We start from the raw sequence: 16,466 nt of genomic DNA, 5'->3' as shown, positions 1-16,466 counted from the left end.
GTAGGAGGCGCGGAACTTCGCCAGCAGCGGCAGGCCCACCTCGCGCGAGAGGGCCTCGATGGCGCTGGTGCCGTAGGCCAGGGCCACCGGCAGCACGCCGGCGCCGCGCAGGGCCTCGAGCAGGGCGCGGGTTTCGGCCGGGCCCGGGCACTGGCTCAGGCCGCCGAAGTCCACCACCACGGCGGCGCGTTCGAACAGCTTCGGCGCGCGCTGAACGCGTTCGGCCATCTCGGCGGCCAGCCGGGCCGGGTCGAGCGTGCGCACGCGCAGGTTGGCGATGCCCACCTGGCCGAACTTCAGCTCGCCCGCCTGTTCGTAATCGAGGTTCGCCGCCATCGCTCAGGTCCCCGTGGCCAGGGCCGCCTGGCGGCCGGGCAGGGGACGGGTGCGCAGCCAGGGAAGGTCGGGCAGCTTGCCGCCGTAGGTTTCGGCCACGAAGGGGTAGCTGCACATTTCCTTGAGCAGCATGGAGGCGCGGATGCCGCTGGCCGGCATGACGTTCTGGCCGACCTCGCGGAAGCCGAAGCTGCCGTGGAAGAGCAGGGCCGGGTCGTTGCCCGTCTGCAGGAAGACCTCGCAGGCCAGCTGCGGCCAGCGCACCTCGGCGAAGCTCTGCACGTCGGCGTAGAAGGCCCGGCCGCGGCCGCCGCCGCGGCGGGGCCGGGCGATGACGATGCGGTCGATGTACAGGAATTCCGGGTAGCGCTCCCGGAACCACAGGAAGTTGGGGCTGTCGTGCGGCGCGTCCTGGGACAGGGCCACCAGGAAGCCGCTGATCAGGCCGTCCTGCTCGGCGACCCGGAAGTATTCGGCGTGTTCCCAGAAGAACCGCGCCTTGGCCAGGTCCATCGGCAGGATGGAAGGACCGGCGGCGTTGTTCAGGGCAACGACGGAATCCAGCTCGTGCTCGCGCACGTCGCGGATGGTGATCGGCATTGGACTACATGACTCCGATGGCGTGGGGGCCGCCAGGGGCGGGCGATCGGGGCCGGATTATCGCACGGGCGGCTGGCGAGGGGGCGGGGCCCGGTGCCATGACTTCCGGGGGCGTCCGAGGGGCCCCGGCCGGCCTATGATGCGGGCATGCTCAACCGCCTTTCCCATACCCAGCTGCTGCGTTACGCCGGCCTGTTCACCTGGGCCGTGGTGGGCATCCCGCTGATCATCCTGGCCTGGAACTTCCAGGCCGAGGGCGAGGCCGACGGCCCCGCGCCGGGGCCGGTGCTGGCGCTTTCCTACCTGGCTTTCGGCGTCATCTACTGGCTGGTCACCCGTTCGCTGGGCATGCGCAAGCCGCGCCCCACCGACATCGTGCTGCTGGGCCTGCTGACCCTGTCGGCCATCGCCGTCAGCTACCTCACCGGCACCGGCATCGCCGCCGTGCTGATGATGACCATCGCCGGCGTCATCCCCTGGCTGGTGCCGCTGAAGGTGGGCGTGATGTGGCTGGTGCTGCAGCACGTGGCCCTGGTGCCGGTGTTCACCCGGCTCGAGGGCTTCACCCTGGAGCTGGCCATCATGCAGGCCCTGCTTTACGTGGGTTATTCGAGCTTCGCCATGGTGATCGGCCTGGTCGCCAAGCAGCAGGCCCAGGCCCGGGAGGAGCAGCGCCGGCTCAACGCCGAGCTGCGCGCCACCCGCGCCCTTCTGGCCGAGAGTTCCCGCATGAGCGAACGCGTGCGCATTTCCCGCGAACTGCACGACCTGCTGGGCCACCACCTGACCGCGCTGAGCCTGAACCTCGAGGTCGCCGGCCACCTCACCGAGGGCAAGGCCCAGGAGCACGTGCGCCAGAGCCACACCCTGGCCAAGCTGCTGCTCACCGACGTGCGCGAGGCGGTGAGCGAGATGCGCCAGGAGGGCTCGGTGGACCTTTCCGGCGCCATCCGCACCCTGGCCGACGGCGTGCCGGCGCTGGACATCCGCCTGGACGTGCCCGAACCGCTGAACGTCGAGGACCCGGAGTGCGCGCACGTGGCCCTGCGCTGCGCCCAGGAGATCATCACCAACGCGGTGCGCCACGCCGGCGCCTCGACCCTGTGGCTGTCGGTCTCGCGCGAGGCCGGCCAGCTGCGCATCCAGGCCCGCGACGACGGCGCCGGCACCGACACCGTCTCGCCCGGCAACGGCCTGGGCGGCATGCGCGAGCGCCTGGCCCACTGCGGCGGCCGCATGGATATCATCACCGGGCGCGGCAAGGGGTTCGCGCTCGACATCCGAATGCCACTGGAGAAACCCGCATGATCCGCGTCTGCCTCGTCGACGACCAGACCCTGGTGCGCCAGGGCGTCAAATCGCTGCTCGAGCTGGCCGACGGCATCGAGGTGGTGGCCGAGGCCGGCGATGGCCGCCAGGCGGTCGAGCTGATCCCCCAGGTCAAGCCGGACGTGGTGCTGATGGACATGCGCATGCCGGTCATGTCGGGCCTGGAGGCCCTGCAGGCGCTGGGCGGCAAGGGCCTGCTGCCGCCCACCATCATCCTGACCACCTTCGACGACGACCAGCTGGTGCTGGCCGGCATCCGCGCCGGCGCCCGGGGCTACCTGCTCAAGGACGTCTCGCTCGACCAGCTGGTCTCGGCCATCCAGACCGTGGCCGACGGCGGTTCGCTGGTGCAGCCGGCGGTCACCCAGCGCCTGCTGTCGGGCCTGGAAGGCCTGCAGAACGAATTCGTCAGCCTCGACCAGCCCGACCCGCTGACCGACCGCGAGACCGAGATCCTGCGCCTGATGGCCGGCGGCTTCTCCAACAAGGAGATCGCCAATTCCCTGGGCGTGGCCGAGGGCACGGTGAAGAACCACGTCTCCAACATCCTGTCCAAGCTGGGCGTGCGCGACCGCACCCGGGCCGTGCTCAAGGCCTTCGAACTCAAGCTGGTCTGAGGCCGGGGCGGGTCTTTCCAAAACCGTAACGAAATCCCCCTGCCGGGGGCCGTCCTGACCTGATATCCTCTCCCGTTCCTGCGGCCGGGCACGTCACCCGGCTGGGGGCCGTTCCTGGAGATCTCCCGAATGACCCGAGTTATTGAGTGGCTTATTTCCCTGCTGATCGTCGTCGCGCTGTTCGTCGTGATCGGCTTGTTCCTGCCGGCCTCGCGCTCGGTCTCGCATTCGGTCGAGACCAACCGCCCGATGTCCACCGTGGACGACGTGCTGGCCAGCTTCACCCGCTTCAAGGACTGGAATGCGCTGATCAACCATGACCCGCGCATGCAGCTCACCATCTCCGGCCCCGAGAAGGGCGTCGGCGCCAAGCTGCAGTACGCCTCGAACGACCGCGTGGTCGGCTCGGGCAGCTGGGAGCTGGTCGAGGCCATCCCGGGCGAGCGCCTGGTGTATGCCCTGGACGTCCCGGGCCGCGGCGAGAACAAGAAGATGACCTTCACCCTGGAGCGCACCGGCCAGCGCAACCAGAACGTGAAGATCACCCAGCGCTACACCGTCGACTACGGCTGGGACCTGCTGGGCCGCTTCGCCGGCCTGTACGTCACCGACAGCATCGGCGACGACATCAAGCGCGGCCTGGGCAAGTTCAGCAACCTGATGGCCACCATCCCGCGCTTCGACTACAGCCAGCACCCGGCCGAGTTCGCCTTCGTGGACGTGCCCGCCGCCAACGTGCTGTCGGCCACCGCCACCGCGAAGCGCTCGAACGACGAGATCGCGCTGGCCATGACCAACCAGCTCAAGTGGATCGAGCAGGTCATGGAGAAGAACAAGCTCGAGCCCGCCGGCCCGCTGCGCATCATCACCAATGAGTTCGGCTCCGACGCCTACGGCTTCGACGTGGTGATGCCGGTCCGCAAGCAGGGCACCGGCCCGGCCGACGAGGCCGCCGACGCCACTGCCGCCACCGACGAAGCCCCGGCCGCCGACGCCGTGGCCGCCGAGGGCGAGGCCGCCGCCGAAGGCGAGGAAGCCCCGGTCGCCAAGATCGCGCAGGAAGCCGTCGCCCTGGGCGCCCCGGTGCCCACCGCCGAGCCGCTGGAAACGCTGGACATCACCATCGAGGGCGACAAGAACCCGGTGGTGTACCTGCAGGTCCCGCACATGCGCGCCGCCGTCACCACCTACACCGGCCCGTCGCCGGGCCTGCCGCGCGTGCGCGACCTGGTCCGCGCCTGGGCGATGGTGCGTGGCGCCGAGACCGCCGACCGTCCGTACGAGGACTACCGCGTCGCCATCAAGGACATGCTGGCCGAAGACGCCGAGTTCCAGGTCTACTGGCCGGTGAAGATCGGTGGCCAGCCCCTGGCCGAGCCGGTGCAGCTGGTCCCGGCTCCGGTGGAAGAAGAGGCGGGCACCCCGCCGCCGGCCACCGAAGGCGAGGCCGCGGCGGAAGCCCCGGCCGAAGCGGAAACCGAGTCCGCCGAGTAACGAGTGAAGCAGGGCGGGCCTAGTGCCCGCCCTGTCGTTTCTGGAGCCGCAATCCCCCCGACCCCCGGAAGAAAACCACCGCGATGATCGAGGCACACGCCCTGCACAAGCGCTACGGCCGCCTGCTGGCCGTGGATGGCATCAGTTTCAAGGTCGAACCCGGCGAAGTGCTGGGGTTCCTGGGCCCCAACGGGGCCGGCAAATCCACCACGATGAAGATGATCGCGGGCTTCCTGGCGCCGAGCTCCGGCACCGCGAAGGTCTGCGGCCACGACGTGCAGGCCGAACCCATGGCCGCGCGCCGCGCGCTGGGCTACCTGCCCGAGGGCGCGCCGGGTTACGGCGAGATGGGTCCCAAGGCCTTCCTCGGCTTCATCGCCGACGTGCGTGGACTCAAGGGCGAACACCGCCGCGCCCGCCTCGACGCCGTCATCGGCCGCCTCTCGCTGCAGGGCGTGCTGCACCAGCCCATCGACACGCTGTCCAAGGGCTTCAAGCGCCGCGTCGGCCTGGCCGCCGCCATCCTGCACGACCCGCCCGCGCTGGTGCTCGACGAGCCCACCGACGGCCTCGACCCGAACCAGAAGCACGAGGTGCGCGGCCTGATCCGCGAGCTCGCGCGCGACCGCACCGTGCTGCTGTCCACCCACATCCTCGAGGAAGTGGAGGCGGTGTGCAGCCGCGCCATGATCGTGGCCAGGGGCAAGGTGCTGGCCGACGCCACGCCGTCGGAACTGCTGGCGCGCTCGCGCTACCAGGGCGCGGTGTCGCTGCTGGCCGCCGATTCCATCGCCGCCCGCGCCGCGCTCGACGGCATGCCGGGCGTCAGCGGTTTCCACCAGGAGGGTGGCGACGGCCGCCTGTACGTGTTCCCGCAGGGCAAGCCGGTGTCGGCCGAGGCGGTGGCCGAGCGCCTGCGCCAGCGCGGCGTCGACTACCGCGGCCTGCAGCCCGAACGCGGCCGCCTGGACGAAGTCTTCCGCCGCATCACCACCGGGGAGGCGCAGGCATGAGCGCCGTGCTTTCGGTGTTCCGGCGCGAGTTCGCCGCGTACTTCGCCACGCCGCTGGCGGTGGTGTTCCTGGTCATCTTCCTGGTGCTGGCCGGCGCCTTCACCTTCTACCTGGGCAATTTCTACGAGTCCGGGCAGGCCGACCTGCAGCCGTTCTTCAGCTTCCATCCCTGGCTCTACCTGCTGCTGGCGCCCGCGGTGGCCATGCGGCTGTGGGCCGAAGAGCGCAAATCGGGCACGCTGGAACTGCTGCTCACGCTGCCGCTCACAGCCTGGCAGGCGGTGCTGGGCAAGTTCCTGGCCGCCTGGGCCTTCCTGGGCCTGGCGCTGGCGCTCACCTTCCCGATGTGGATCACCGTGGCCTGGCTGGGCGACCCCGACCACGGCGTCATCCTGGCCAGCTACCTCGGCAGCTGGCTGATGGCCGGCGCCTTCCTGGCCATCGGTGGCGCGCTGTCGGCGGCCACCCGCAGCCAGGTGGTGGCCTTCATCCTGAGCGTGGTGGTCTGCCTGCTGCTGCTCCTGGCCGGCTTCCCGCTGGCGCTGGACGTGGTGCGCGGCTGGGCGCCGCTGCCGCTGGTGGACGCGGTGGCGGGGCTGAGCTTCCTCACCCACTTCCAGGCCATCACCCGCGGCGTGCTCGACCTGCGCGATGTGGTGTTCTTCCTGCTGTGCATCGGCGCCTGGCTGCTGGCCACGGTGCTGGTGATCGACCTGAAGAAAGCCGACTGAACGCCATGAAGACGATGTCCCGACGTTCCGTTCCCCTGGTCGCCCTGGCGCTGCTGGCGCTGGCCTTCGTCGCCGCGGTGGCGCTGTCCTCGGTGGCGCTGCGCGGCGCCCGCCTCGACCTCACCGGGCAGGGCCTGTACACGCTGTCCGACGGCACCCTGCGCATCCTCGAAAAGGTCGAGGACCCGGTCACGCTCAAGCTCTACTACTCCGAGCACGCCACCCGCGACCTGCAGCAGTTCCGCGTGTTCGCCACCCGCGTGCGCGAGCTGCTGGAGGAAATGGCCGCGCGCTCCGGCGGCAAGGTGTCGCTGGAAGTGATCGACCCCGAGCCCTTCTCCGAGGCCGAGGACCAGGCCGCGGCCTACGGCCTGCAGGCCATCCCGCTCAACACCACCGGCGACAAGCTCTACTTCGGCCTGGTCGGCGCCAACAGCACCGACGGCGAATCGCTGATGCCCTTCATCCAGCCGGACAAGGAAGCCTTCCTCGAGTACGACGTGGCCAAGCTCATTTCCACGCTGGGCGCGGCCGAGCGCCCCGTGGTGGCCTTGCTCAGCGGCCTGCCCATGGGCCCGAGCATGGACCCCAGCGGCCGCCAGAACCCGGGCTGGGTGGTGGACCGGCAGCTGAGCGAGCTGTTCGAGCTGCGCCGCCTGCAGGGCATGCCCACTTCGATCGCCGACGACGCCGACCTGCTGATGGTGGTGCACCCGCGCGACGTGCCCGAGGCCACCCTGCGCGCCATCGACCAGTTCGTGATGCGCGGCGGCCGCCTGTTGGCCTTCGTCGACCCCGACGCGGAAGCCGACCAGCGCGGCATCAACCCGCTCGACCCGCTCTCGGCCTCCGAGCCGCAGGCCTCCGACCTGGGCCTGCTGTTCGAGCGCTGGGGCATCAGCTACGACCCCACCCGCGTGGTGCTCGACGACCGCCATGCCCTGCAGGTGCAGCCCGACCCGAACGGCCCGCCGGTGCGCCACCTGGCCGTGATCGGCCTGGAGAAGGACGCGCTCAACCAGGACGACGTGGTCTCGGCCGAGCTGGGCAAGGTGCATTTCTCCACCGTGGGCGCCGTGGGCCTCACGCGCGAGTCCACCCTGCGCATGGAGCCGCTGGCGCAGAGCGCGCGCAGCGCGGCCCTGGCCGACGTGGCGGCGGTGCGCGCGGCGGTTTCCGACCCCGACCAACTGCGCGAAGGCTTCAAGCCCGGCGACGAGCCGCTGGTGATGGCCGCGCGCTTCACCGGCGAGCTGGCCTCGGCCTTCCCCGACGACAAGTCCGAGGGCCACCTGGCCAGGAGCCAGGGCCCGGTGAACCTGATCGTGGTGGCCGACACCGACGTGCTCACCGACCGCCTCTGGGTGCAGGTGCAGGACTTCATCGGCGAACCCGTCTACAACGCCTTCGCCAACAACGGCGACTTCGTCTTCAACGCGGTGGACAACCTGGTCGGCAACGCCGACCTGATCGCCGTGCGCACGCGGGCGCCGTCGGCGCGGCCGTTCAAGCGCGTCGAGGAAATCCGCCGCGGCGCCGAGGAGCGCTACCGCAGCACCGAGCAGCGCCTGCAGCAGCAGCTCGACGCGCTCGAGCAGCAGCTCACCGCGCTGCAGCAGCCGGGCGCCGAGGGCCAGGCGCAGGCGATCAGCCCCGAGCAGCAGGCCGAGATCCTGCGCTTCCAGGACGAGCGCCTGCGCATGCGCAAGGAGCTGCGCGACGTGCAGCACCGCCTCAACGCCGACATCGAGGCGCTGGGCGACCGGCTCAAGCTGGTGAACATCCTGGGCATGCCGGCGCTGGTGGTGCTGGTGGCGCTGCTGGTGGCCTGGCGCCGCTGGTCGCGCCGGCGCGCGGCGGAGGCCTGAGCCATGCGGGCGCGGCAGCTGCTGCCCTGGGGCCTGGCGGTGCTGGCGCTGGCCGGCCTGGCCTGGTGGGCGCTGGACCGGCAGGCCCCGTCCGACGAGGCGGTGTCGGGCGAGGCGCTGCCGGGCTTCGCGGCGCGCATCGATAAGCTCGAGCGCATCGAGGTGCGCGGCGCCGGCGACGTGGCGCTGGTGACGTTGCAGCGCGAGGGTGGCCGCTGGCAGGTGCTCGAGCGCGCCGGCTGGCCCGCCAACGAGCGCGAGATCAGCCGCGCGCTGTTCCGCCTGGGCGAGGCGAAACGCGTCGAGGCCAAGACCGACAACCCGGCACTTCACGCGCGCCTGGGCGTGGAAGACATCGCCAAGCCCGACGCCAAGGGCGCCGAGCTGCGTTTTGCCGGCGGCGGCGAGCCGATGGCGCTGGTGGTGGGCAGCAACCACCCGGTGCTGGGCGGCAGCTACGCCCGCGTGGCCGGCGACCCGCAGGCCTGGCTGCTGGACGAAGACCTCGCGCCCGCGCGCGACCCCGCCGCCTGGCTCGACCGCCGCCTGGTGGACCTGCCGCTGGCGCGCATCGAACGCGTGCGGCTGTCGCCGGCCAGCGGCCGCGGCTTCCTGCTCGTCCGCCGCGACGAGGGCTTCGCGCCCGAGGGCACGACGCAAACCTCCGACGCCGCGACCGCCACCGCCGGCGTGGTCGAGCAGCTGGCGCTGGACGATTTCGCGGCCGACGACGGCACCCCGGCCGCCGCGCAGACGGCCGTGTTCGAAAGCGTGGACGGCGTGAAGCTCACGGTGGCCAGCTGGCAGGACGAGCGCGGCCTGTGGGCCCGCCTGTCCGTCGCGCTGGATGCCGACACGGCCCTGGCCTGGTTCGCCAAGGCCGATGAAACCGCCGATCCGCCGCAGCAGCGCCTCGCCGCGCTGGAGGCGCAGGTGGCGCAGTGGCGCGAGGCCTTCGAGGGCCGGCGCTTCCTGCTCCCGCCGCACAAGGCCGCGAACCTGGTGAAGTCGCGCGACGACTACCTGGGGTCGCCCTGATGGCCGCCGCGCGCTGGCTGGCCGCCGCCGGCGCGCTGGCCTGCGGGCTGTCGGTGGCGCTGGGCGCCTACGCCAACCACGGCCTGGACGGCGAAAACGCCAAACGCGCCGGCCTGGCCGCGCTGTTCGCCTTCGGCCACGGCCTGGCATTGCAGTTCCTGCTGCGCGGCGAGGCGGGGCGCCTGCGCCTGCTGGCGGGCGCGGCCCTGCTGGCCGGCCTGCTGCTGTTCGCCGGCAGCCTGTGCGGCGCGGTGTTCTTCGGCTGGCCCACGGCGCTGGCGCCGGCGGGTGGCAGCCTGCTCATGCTCGGCTGGCTGCTCGTGGCCGCCGACACCCTTCGCCGCTGAGGCCCGCCATGCCCCGTTATTCCCGCGGTTTCGACCTCGACGCAGCCGCCGCGCACCTGCGCAAGCGCGACCGCAAGCTGGGCCGCTGGATGGACCGCATCGGCCCGCTCGAGGTCGGCGAGCGCTGGCGCAAGCGCTTCGACCCCACCGACGCACTGGCGCGCGCCATCCTCTACCAGCAGCTTTCGGGCAAGGCCGCGGCCACCATCGTCGGCCGCGTCGAGGCCGCCATCGGCGCCGACAAGCTGCACGCCGACACGCTCTCGCGCATCGATGACGCCGGCCTGCGCGCTTGCGGCGTGTCCGGCAACAAGACCCTGGCCCTGCGCGACCTGGCCGCCCGCGCCGCCGCCGGCGAGGTGCCGTCCACCGCCGAGATGGCGCGCCTGCACGACCACGAGATCATCGAACGCCTCACCGCCGTGCGCGGCATCGGCCGCTGGACGGTGGAGATGATGCTGATGTTCCAGCTCGGCCGTCCCGACGTGCTGCCGGTGGACGACCTGGGCGTGCGCAAGGGCGCCCAGCTGCTCGACAAGCGCGAGGACATGCCCAAGCCGCGCGAACTGGCCGAACGCGGCGAGGCCTGGGGCCCGTACCGCACGCTGGCCGGCCTCTACCTCTGGCGCATCGCCGATTTCACCGCGCCGCAAAAGGCGCCGGTTAAGCGCTCGCAGGACTGAGCCCGCTCACCCGGCCGGGTGCCAGCACCAGTGCCAGGGTTCGTAGACGATGCCGTGCGGGTTGCCGCGCGGGTAGCTCAGCTTGAAGCCGAATTCGCCGGCACGCTTGCGCAGCCAGGCGAAGGCGGGCGTGGCCTCGAAGCTTTCCTCGGCCGGCGGTTCGCCCGGGCAGCCGATGTCGAGCGCGCGGCCGCCGTGGTGTTCGCTGTAGCCGGGCGCGGCGTTCACCGCCAGGATCTCGTCCACCGTGAGCCCGCGCGCCAGTTTCCGCTCGAAGATGCCCAGCTGGTAGGCGTGGCTGCGGTAGCCGGAAATGGCTTCGAGCGCCACGCCGTCGGCGCCCGCGGCGGCCAGCATGCGCCGCCAGGCGCGCGCGGCCGGCGCCAGCAGCCACAGCGGGCGGCGGTAGCGGTCGAAGCCGGCGAACTCCAGCCGCGCCGGTTCGGCCACCAGCGGCAGGCCGCTGCGTTCGCCGTAGCTTTCGTCCAGGCCCAGCGCGGCCAGGTGGCCGAGCAGGCCGTCGAGCGGCAGGTAGTGCGCTTCGCCGGCGCGCTCGTGCAGCGCGTGGATCGCGGCCAGGGCCTCGCCGACGCCGGGTTCGCGGGCCAGGCCGGGTTGCAGCGCGTGCAGGCGGCCGGCGTCGTCGAGCGCGGCCAGGAAGCGGCCGTCGCGCTTGCGCCGCAGGCACCAGCGGGCGCGGGCCAGGGCGCGGGCGTCGGCGTTGGCGCGCGGGCGCAGCAGCCGGGCCGGCCAGGCCTCGACTTCCGCGCTGTTCACCAGGTGCCAGTCCAGGGCGTGCATGCGCGCAGCTTAGCCCGGCGGCTCAGTGTTGCCCAATCCAGTCGGCGATGTCGGCGACCACCTGCGGGTCCACGCGGCCTTCGCGCCGGTACTCCTCGGGGCTCGGCGGCCCGTGGCCGCGCAGGAACAGGTGGTTGAGGCCGGGGTAGGTGATGAAGCGGGCGTCGGGGTGGGTGGCCAGGCCGTCGCGCCAGCGCTGGAAATCGCCCTCGACGGTGACCTGGTAGTCGCGTTCGCCCTGCAGCAGCAGCATCGGCTTGCCCAGCGCCAGCGCCCGTTCCACGGGGCGACTGGCGGCGTGGTCGCGCCAGTAGGCCGGCGGGATGCCCATCATCGGCTGCCGCGGCGCCGGGCCGCCGGCGACCATGGCGCGCAGTTCGTCGCGCTGCTGTTCGGCGGCTTCCACGGTGACGCGTTCGAGTTCGGTGATCAGCCCGTCGCGTTCGGCCAGGTAGCGGATCTGGTCGGGCACGGCGTCGTAGAGCGGGCGCGACAGCGCCGCCATCAGCACCAGCCCGCGCACTTCCGGCGCGCGTTCGCCGATGCGCGGGGCGAGGAAGCCACCGAGGCTGTGGCCGAGCACGAAAACGCGGCCGTCGTCCACCTGCGGCAGGGCGCGCAGCAGCGCCACCGCCTTCACCGCGTCGGCGATGGTTACTTCCTCGGCGGTGGCGTCGGGCGCGAGCGCGCCGCTGCGCAGCCAGGTGCGCTTGTCGTAGCGCAGCACCGCCACGCCGCGTTCGGCGAGGCCGTAGGCAAGGTCGAGGAAGGGTTTGTTCGGGCCCAGGGTTTCGTCGCGGTCGGCGCGGCCGGAGCCGTGCACGAGCACGATGGCCGGGAAGGGGCCGCGGCCGCGGGGCAGGGTGAGCGTGCCGCCGAGGTCGCCGACCGGGAACTCGCGTTCGCTGAAGGGCGCGGCGTAGGCGGGGGGCGGCGGCTCGTCCTCCGGCGGCGGCACGGTTGGCGCGCGCAGGTCGGCCGGCACCAGCCAGAAGCCGTCGATGCGGCCATTGCGGTCGGCGGCCAGGCGGGCCTCCACCGCCTGCTTGTCGAACTCCAGCCGCACCACGGCGGCGGGGCGGCCGCCCAGGGTTTCCAGACGCGCGGGGCGGCGCAGGCGCAGCGGGCCGAGGCGCTTGGGCAGGCCTTCCCAGGTGGCCTGCAGCTTTTCCACCGGCAGCGCCCCGGCGGTGCGCGGCGCCAGCAGGGCGTGGGCACCGGCGTAGTCGCCGGCGTCGAGGGCGTCGAGGAAACGTTCGGCGTTGGCCAGCAGCGCGGCCTCGCGCCGGTCCACGGCGCCGCCGGGCAGGCTGAGCAGCGACAGGGCCAGGACCAGCAGCAGGGCGAGCGCGCGGGGCATGCGCGCAGCTTAGCGGGTCAGGCGGCGGCGCGGCGCAGGATGTCGAGCACGGCCTGGGGGTGTTCGAAGCTCAGCAGCCAGACCCGGCCGTCGGCATGCGGCAGGGCCAGCACCTTCGACGGGTCGGTCACCAGGCAGAAGGCCTTGCGGCGGTCGCGCAGGCGGAAATGCCCGGCCCAGTAGCCGGGCAGGGCGAAGCCGTTGGTCTTGAGCATCGGCTTGAATCCGGTGTGCTCGCGGGTGTCGACGACGCGGGCCTGGTCGAGCCGGAAGTCCGACAGCGGCGACTGCCGCGAGTAGTAGGTGGCCTTCACCCGCAGCTGCTTGCCGTCGAAGGCCACCTGGCGCCGCCACATGGGCAGCAGCACGGCCAGGATGGCCACCGCCACCAGCGCCTGCATGGCCAGCAGCGCGACCGGGTCGGCGCCGGACTGGCGTGCGCCGGCGATGCCCAGGCCCGCCACCGCCAGCGGCACCAGGGTGCCGAAGCCGATGGCGAACCAGATCGCGCCCTTGCCGACCGGGCCGATGGCGAAATTGCGGAAACTCATGCGTCCTTGTCCTCGTCGGGCTTCTTCAGGCGGCCGGCCTTGCGCAGGGCGTCACGCAGCACGTACTCGATCTGGGCGTTGACCGAACGCAGCTCGTCGTCGGCCCAGCGCTGCACGGCGTCGAGCACGTCGGCGTTGATGCGCAGCGGGTAGGCCTTCTTCTCCGCCACCGGTCAGGCCTTGTTCGCCTTCACGGCGGCGATGGCCAGCACCGTGGCCGCCAGGGTGATCACGCCCACGCTGCCGACGGCGAGCGCCGTGGCGTGTTCGCGCGGGAAGAAGAACAGCGCCACGCCCAGCAGCAACAGCAGGGCGTCGATGACCAGCAGCATGCGCGCCGTGGCGGCGCGCGCCCGCGCCGGGTCGCGCGCCGCCTTGATCGAGACCGGGTCCCACTTGCCCGTCAGCAGCATCAACCCGATCACCAGGCCCGGCAGGGCGCTGGCGATCACCACGATGCCGGCCAGCATCATCTCATCCATGGCCGGGCCTCAGTAGATGCTGCCGGCGTTGACGATGGGCTGGGTGCCGCGCTCGCCGCAGAGCACCACCAGCAGGTTCGACACCATGTGCGCGCGGCGCTCGGGGTCGAGCTCCACCACCTTGCGGGCGGAAAGCTGCTCGAGCGCCATTTCCACCATGCTCACCGCGCCTTCGACGATGCGGGTGCGGGCGGCGATGATCGCGCTGGCCTGCTGGCGCTGCAGCATGGCCTGGGCGATTTCCGGGGCGTAGGCCAGGTGGCTGATGCGCGCCTCGATCACGTGCACGCCGGCCTGGGCCAGGCGCTCCTGGATTTCCTCGGTCAGGTGCTTGGCGATCTCCGCGGCGTGGCTGCGCAGCGAGATCTTGCCATCCTCGTGCTGGTCGTAGGGGTAGCTGGTGGCCATGGCGCGCAGCGCGGCCTCCGACTGGATGTGCACGAAGCTCTCGTAGTCGTCCACGTTGTAGACGGCCTCGGCCGAATCGACCACCTGCCACACCACCACGGCGCCGATCTCGATCGGGCTGCCGTCGAGGTCGTTGACCTTGAGCTTGCCGCTCTCGAAGTTGCGCACGCGCAGGCTGACCTTCTTGGCCGCGAGGAAGGGGTTGTTCCAGCGCAGGCCCTGTTCCTTCACGGTGCCCACGTACTTGCCGAACAGGCTCAGCACCGCGGCCTGGTTGGGCTCGACCATGAAGAAGCCGCCCAGGCCCACCGACAGCAGCACGCCCAGCACGATGGCGGAGGCGATGCGCACGGTGTCCTGCGCGTTGATGCCGCCGACCAGCAGCCAAACCGCCAGGGCCGCCAGCACGATGATGGCCAGCAGGGTCGGGATGCCGGGGAGGGACTGCTTGGACTGTTCTTTCATGGGGGCTCTCCTGAGTGTTGAGAGAATGATATCTAAGTGACATCAGGTGTCAACAGGCCCGAGGTCATGCTCCCGGCCTAGGGCGGCGCGGGCTTCACCCGGTAGCGCAGGAAGGGCGAGGGCAGCTGTTCGCTGCCGATGGCCAGGCCCGTGCCGTCGGCGTCGAAGGCCACGGCCTCGGCCTGGGGCAGCCAAGGCAGGGCCAGTTCGGACACCGGGCGCTCGATGGCCAGGGACCAGGCCTCGCCCGGCTCGCGCACCAGGAAATGCAGGGCCCGGTAGTTCAGCACCGCCAGCACGCGGCCATTCGGGCTGAGGCTGGCGCCGGTCACCTGGGCGCGGTAGCGGCCGTACACCGGGTTCCTGAGCAGGTCGCCGGAGGAGGGCTGGGCGATGCCGCGCAGGGTGCCCAGGAATTCGGCGTCCACCACGGCCTTGCCGCCGCGCAGGGGCACGCGGAACAGTTCCGGCGGCACGCGTTTCTTCGACACCAGCAGCACTTCGCCGGCCACCGGGTCGACCGTGGCGGCCTCGCAGTCGCGCGGGCCGTCGGGCCAGCGGAAGCGGCGGGTCCAGGCCAGGCGGGCGGGCTGGTCCAGGCTGGCGGGTTCCTCGACGACGTAGAGCTGCAGTTCCTGGCGCAGGCCGCCGTTGTCGCCGGTGTCGGCGATGAGCAGGTAGCGCCGGCCGTCGAGCTCGAAGCTCGACAGGTCTTCCCAGTCCACGTTCGGCACGCCCTGCACGGGCACGCTGCCGCGGTGGCGGCCGCGGCCGTCCACCAGGTGCAGTTCGGCCGAGCTGCCGCTGTCGTTGATGGCCCAATAAAGCCCAGGATGCGTGCGCGAGGCGGCGAGGCCGCTGATCTCGGCGATGGCGCGGTCGGTGACCAGGCCGCTGATGTCGGGGTCGCTCCAGCGGGCGCCGTGGGCGAACGCGGGCAGCAGGAGCAGGAGGGCGGTGAGGAGGCGGTGCATGGCGGTTCGGTTCGGCGAAACCTGAGCATGACAGAAAGCCCGGCGGCCCGGCAGCGCCGCGCCAGCGGCTACAATCGCGCCTTCCCGCCCACGCCGCCGCCGCCATGACCGACCCGCGCCACGTCACCCTCGGAACCCCGCTGTCGCCGTCCGCGCGGCGCGTGCTGATGCTCGGCTCGGGCGAACTGGGCAAGGAAGTGGCGATCGAGCTGCAGCGCCTGGGCGTGGAAGTGATCGCCGCCGACCGCTACGACGACGCCCCGGCCATGCAGGTGGCGCACCGCTGCCACACGCTCAACATGCTCGACCCGGCCGCGCTGCGCGACCTGGTGGCGCACGAGAAGCCCGACCTGGTGGTGCCCGAGATCGAAGCCATCCACACCCAGACCCTGGTGGAGCTGGAGGAGGGCAAGGGCCAGCGCGTGGTGCCCACCGCGCGCGCCGCGCGCCTGACCATGGACCGCGAGGGCATCCGCCGCCTCGCCGCCGAAACCCTGTGCCTGCCGACCTCGCCCTACCGCTTCGTCGACACCGTCGAGGAGTACCGCGCGGCGGTGGCCGCCATCGGCCTGCCCTGCGTGGTCAAGCCGGTGATGTCGTCCTCGGGCAAGGGCCAGAGCACGGTGCGCAGCGAGGCCGATATCGACCGTGCCTGGGACTACGCGCAGTCGGGTGGCCGCGCGGGCCAGGGCCGCTGCATCGTCGAGGGCTTCGTGGCCTTCGACTACGAGATCACCCTGCTCACCGTGCGCCACCGCGACGGGACCTCCTTCTGCGACCCCGTGGGCCACCTGCAGGTGGATGGCGACTACCGCGAAAGCTGGATGCCGCAGCCGATGTCGGACGCCGCGCTGCGCGAATCGCAGCGCATTGCCCGCGCCGTCACCGAAAACCTCGGCGGCTGGGGCCTGTTCGGCGTGGAGCTTTTCGTGAAGGGCGACCAGGTGTGGTTCAGCGAAGTCTCGCCGCGCCCGCACGACACCGGCTTGGTCACGCTGGTCTCGCAGGAGCTGAGCGAGTTCGCGCTGCACGCGCGCGCCATCCTGGGCCTGCCGATCCCGAACATCCGCGCGCTGGGGCCTTCGGCCTCGTGCGCGGTGCTGGCCACCGGCCACGGCGTGCCGGTGTTCTCGCACGTGGAGGCCGCGCTGGCCGAGCCCGACACGCAGCTGCGCCTGTTCGGCAAGCCGCGCGTGGAGGGCCACCGCCGCGTGGCCGTCACCCTGGCGCGCGACGTGGACGTGGACGCCGCGCGCGCCAAGGCGCGGCGCGCCGCGGAGGCCCTGCAGGTCAGCCTCGACCCGCTGTAACAGCATTTGTAGGAGCGGCTTCAGCCGCGAAGCTCTTCGCGAAAGGCTTCGCGGCTGAA

General features: G+C 71.9%; 18 protein-coding genes and 1 pseudogene. 10 read left to right on the top strand and 9 right to left on the bottom strand.

The genetic code is table 11. The features are described from left to right. Both minC and ACE3Q2_RS08875 read right to left on the bottom strand, forming a co-directional pair. Window positions 1-336: pseudogene (gene minC / locus ACE3Q2_RS08880) on the bottom strand (septum site-determining protein MinC); the annotation flags it as partial. A gap of 3 nt (window positions 337-339) precedes the next feature. Further along, window positions 340-936, bottom strand: a complete 597-nt coding sequence (locus ACE3Q2_RS08875) for a GNAT family N-acetyltransferase (protein WP_043804086.1) — start codon at window positions 934-936, stop codon at window positions 340-342. Between the two features lie 147 nt (window positions 937-1,083). Here ACE3Q2_RS08875 and ACE3Q2_RS08870 point away from each other — a divergent pair, with 147 nt between their 5' ends. From ACE3Q2_RS08870 to ACE3Q2_RS08830, 9 genes are all read left to right on the top strand, one after another. After that, window positions 1,084-2,244: a sensor histidine kinase gene (locus ACE3Q2_RS08870; RefSeq protein WP_231694158.1), complete on the top strand. Its 1,161-nt coding sequence runs from the start codon at window positions 1,084-1,086 to the stop codon at window positions 2,242-2,244. Next, complete coding sequence (locus ACE3Q2_RS08865) at window positions 2,241-2,882, top strand: response regulator transcription factor (protein ID WP_043804084.1); 642 nt, start codon at window positions 2,241-2,243, stop codon at window positions 2,880-2,882. The genes ACE3Q2_RS08870 and ACE3Q2_RS08865 overlap by 4 nt, the downstream gene beginning before the upstream one ends. A gap of 129 nt (window positions 2,883-3,011) precedes the next feature. Next, the gene (locus ACE3Q2_RS08860; protein WP_231694157.1) at window positions 3,012-4,376 is read left to right on the top strand and encodes an SRPBCC family protein; all 1,365 of its coding nucleotides are present in this window, start codon (window positions 3,012-3,014) and stop codon (window positions 4,374-4,376) included. A gap of 83 nt (window positions 4,377-4,459) precedes the next feature. Continuing rightward, entirely contained in the window at window positions 4,460-5,389 is a 930-nt protein-coding gene (locus tag ACE3Q2_RS08855; protein ID WP_374473763.1) for an ABC transporter ATP-binding protein, read from the top strand. Then, the gene (locus ACE3Q2_RS08850) at window positions 5,386-6,120 is read left to right on the top strand and encodes an ABC transporter permease subunit (RefSeq protein ID WP_231694155.1); all 735 of its coding nucleotides are present in this window, start codon (window positions 5,386-5,388) and stop codon (window positions 6,118-6,120) included. Before ACE3Q2_RS08855 ends, ACE3Q2_RS08850 begins: the two co-directional genes overlap by 4 nt. 14 nt (window positions 6,121-6,134) lie before the next feature. Next, window positions 6,135-7,988 carry a Gldg family protein gene (locus tag ACE3Q2_RS08845; RefSeq protein ID WP_374473762.1) on the top strand — a complete coding sequence of 618 codons (1,854 nt, stop codon included), beginning with the start codon at window positions 6,135-6,137 and terminating at the stop codon, window positions 7,986-7,988. A gap of 3 nt (window positions 7,989-7,991) precedes the next feature. Next, window positions 7,992-9,026, top strand: coding sequence for a DUF4340 domain-containing protein (locus ACE3Q2_RS08840; RefSeq protein ID WP_231694153.1), 1,035 nt, complete (start codon window positions 7,992-7,994; stop codon window positions 9,024-9,026). After that, the gene (locus ACE3Q2_RS08835) at window positions 9,026-9,373 is read left to right on the top strand and encodes a DUF423 domain-containing protein (protein ID WP_374473761.1); all 348 of its coding nucleotides are present in this window, start codon (window positions 9,026-9,028) and stop codon (window positions 9,371-9,373) included. Before ACE3Q2_RS08840 ends, ACE3Q2_RS08835 begins: the two co-directional genes overlap by 1 nt. Before the next feature lie 8 nt (window positions 9,374-9,381). Then, entirely contained in the window at window positions 9,382-10,056 is a 675-nt protein-coding gene (locus ACE3Q2_RS08830) for a DNA-3-methyladenine glycosylase (RefSeq protein ID WP_374473760.1), read from the top strand. Window positions 10,057-10,062: 6 nt separating this feature from the next. Here the strand turns inward: ACE3Q2_RS08830 and ACE3Q2_RS08825 are convergent, their stop codons facing one another. The 7 genes from ACE3Q2_RS08825 to ACE3Q2_RS08795 form a co-directional block, all read right to left on the bottom strand. Beyond that, complete coding sequence (locus tag ACE3Q2_RS08825) at window positions 10,063-10,857, bottom strand: M15 family metallopeptidase (RefSeq protein ID WP_374473759.1); 795 nt, start codon at window positions 10,855-10,857, stop codon at window positions 10,063-10,065. Between the two features lie 22 nt (window positions 10,858-10,879). Beyond that, window positions 10,880-12,217: an alpha/beta fold hydrolase gene (locus tag ACE3Q2_RS08820; RefSeq protein WP_374473758.1), complete on the bottom strand. Its 1,338-nt coding sequence runs from the start codon at window positions 12,215-12,217 to the stop codon at window positions 10,880-10,882. A gap of 17 nt (window positions 12,218-12,234) precedes the next feature. After that, window positions 12,235-12,768, bottom strand: a complete 534-nt coding sequence (locus tag ACE3Q2_RS08815) for a PH domain-containing protein (protein ID WP_374473757.1) — start codon at window positions 12,766-12,768, stop codon at window positions 12,235-12,237. Next, on the bottom strand, window positions 12,765-12,938 hold the full coding sequence (locus ACE3Q2_RS08810) for an Arc family DNA-binding protein (protein WP_231694146.1): 174 nt from the start codon (window positions 12,936-12,938) through the stop codon (window positions 12,765-12,767). Before ACE3Q2_RS08810 ends, ACE3Q2_RS08815 begins: the two co-directional genes overlap by 4 nt. A 3-nt stretch (window positions 12,939-12,941) precedes the next feature. Next, a complete protein-coding gene (locus ACE3Q2_RS08805) occupies window positions 12,942-13,250 on the bottom strand; it encodes a hypothetical protein (RefSeq protein WP_374473756.1) in 309 nt (102 codons plus the stop codon). A gap of 9 nt (window positions 13,251-13,259) precedes the next feature. After that, the gene (locus ACE3Q2_RS08800; RefSeq protein ID WP_374473755.1) at window positions 13,260-14,123 is read right to left on the bottom strand and encodes an SPFH domain-containing protein; all 864 of its coding nucleotides are present in this window, start codon (window positions 14,121-14,123) and stop codon (window positions 13,260-13,262) included. A gap of 77 nt (window positions 14,124-14,200) precedes the next feature. Then, window positions 14,201-15,097, bottom strand: coding sequence for a hypothetical protein (locus tag ACE3Q2_RS08795; RefSeq protein WP_231694143.1), 897 nt, complete (start codon window positions 15,095-15,097; stop codon window positions 14,201-14,203). Between the two features lie 104 nt (window positions 15,098-15,201). Here ACE3Q2_RS08795 and purT point away from each other — a divergent pair, with 104 nt between their 5' ends. Then, on the top strand, window positions 15,202-16,407 hold the full coding sequence (purT, locus tag ACE3Q2_RS08790; RefSeq protein ID WP_231694142.1) for a formate-dependent phosphoribosylglycinamide formyltransferase: 1,206 nt from the start codon (window positions 15,202-15,204) through the stop codon (window positions 16,405-16,407). Window positions 16,408-16,466 lie beyond the last annotated feature (59 nt).

The sequence above is a fragment of the Arenimonas sp. genome (genome assembly GCF_041913985.1).
GTDB lineage: Bacteria > Pseudomonadota > Gammaproteobacteria > Xanthomonadales > Xanthomonadaceae > Arenimonas.
The sequence above is the reverse complement of the archived record's forward strand: the minus strand, read 5'-3'. Positions and strand labels throughout refer to the sequence as shown.

What these genes read in the sequence shown, in the direction of transcription:
- ACE3Q2_RS08870 (WP_231694158.1), top strand. Translation starts at nt 1,084, where the DNA reads ATGCTCAACCGCCTTTCCCATACCCAGCTGCTGCGTTACGCCGGCCTG.
- ACE3Q2_RS08855 (WP_374473763.1), top strand. Translation starts at nt 4,460, where the DNA reads ATGATCGAGGCACACGCCCTGCACAAGCGCTACGGCCGCCTGCTGGCC.
- ACE3Q2_RS08865 (WP_043804084.1), top strand. Translation starts at nt 2,241, where the DNA reads ATGATCCGCGTCTGCCTCGTCGACGACCAGACCCTGGTGCGCCAGGGC.
- purT (WP_231694142.1), top strand. Translation starts at nt 15,202, where the DNA reads ATGACCGACCCGCGCCACGTCACCCTCGGAACCCCGCTGTCGCCGTCC.
- ACE3Q2_RS08875 (WP_043804086.1), bottom strand. Translation starts at nt 936, where the DNA reads ATGCCGATCACCATCCGCGACGTGCGCGAGCACGAGCTGGATTCCGTC.
- ACE3Q2_RS08860 (WP_231694157.1), top strand. Translation starts at nt 3,012, where the DNA reads ATGACCCGAGTTATTGAGTGGCTTATTTCCCTGCTGATCGTCGTCGCG.
- ACE3Q2_RS08815 (WP_374473757.1), bottom strand. Translation starts at nt 12,768, where the DNA reads ATGAGTTTCCGCAATTTCGCCATCGGCCCGGTCGGCAAGGGCGCGATC.
- ACE3Q2_RS08835 (WP_374473761.1), top strand. Translation starts at nt 9,026, where the DNA reads ATGGCCGCCGCGCGCTGGCTGGCCGCCGCCGGCGCGCTGGCCTGCGGG.
- ACE3Q2_RS08830 (WP_374473760.1), top strand. Translation starts at nt 9,382, where the DNA reads ATGCCCCGTTATTCCCGCGGTTTCGACCTCGACGCAGCCGCCGCGCAC.
- ACE3Q2_RS08850 (WP_231694155.1), top strand. Translation starts at nt 5,386, where the DNA reads ATGAGCGCCGTGCTTTCGGTGTTCCGGCGCGAGTTCGCCGCGTACTTC.
- ACE3Q2_RS08820 (WP_374473758.1), bottom strand. Translation starts at nt 12,217, where the DNA reads ATGCCCCGCGCGCTCGCCCTGCTGCTGGTCCTGGCCCTGTCGCTGCTC.
- ACE3Q2_RS08845 (WP_374473762.1), top strand. Translation starts at nt 6,135, where the DNA reads ATGTCCCGACGTTCCGTTCCCCTGGTCGCCCTGGCGCTGCTGGCGCTG.
- ACE3Q2_RS08805 (WP_374473756.1), bottom strand. Translation starts at nt 13,250, where the DNA reads ATGGATGAGATGATGCTGGCCGGCATCGTGGTGATCGCCAGCGCCCTG.
- ACE3Q2_RS08825 (WP_374473759.1), bottom strand. Translation starts at nt 10,857, where the DNA reads ATGCACGCCCTGGACTGGCACCTGGTGAACAGCGCGGAAGTCGAGGCC.
- ACE3Q2_RS08795 (WP_231694143.1), bottom strand. Translation starts at nt 15,097, where the DNA reads ATGCACCGCCTCCTCACCGCCCTCCTGCTCCTGCTGCCCGCGTTCGCC.
- ACE3Q2_RS08840 (WP_231694153.1), top strand. Translation starts at nt 7,992, where the DNA reads ATGCGGGCGCGGCAGCTGCTGCCCTGGGGCCTGGCGGTGCTGGCGCTG.
- ACE3Q2_RS08800 (WP_374473755.1), bottom strand. Translation starts at nt 14,123, where the DNA reads ATGAAAGAACAGTCCAAGCAGTCCCTCCCCGGCATCCCGACCCTGCTG.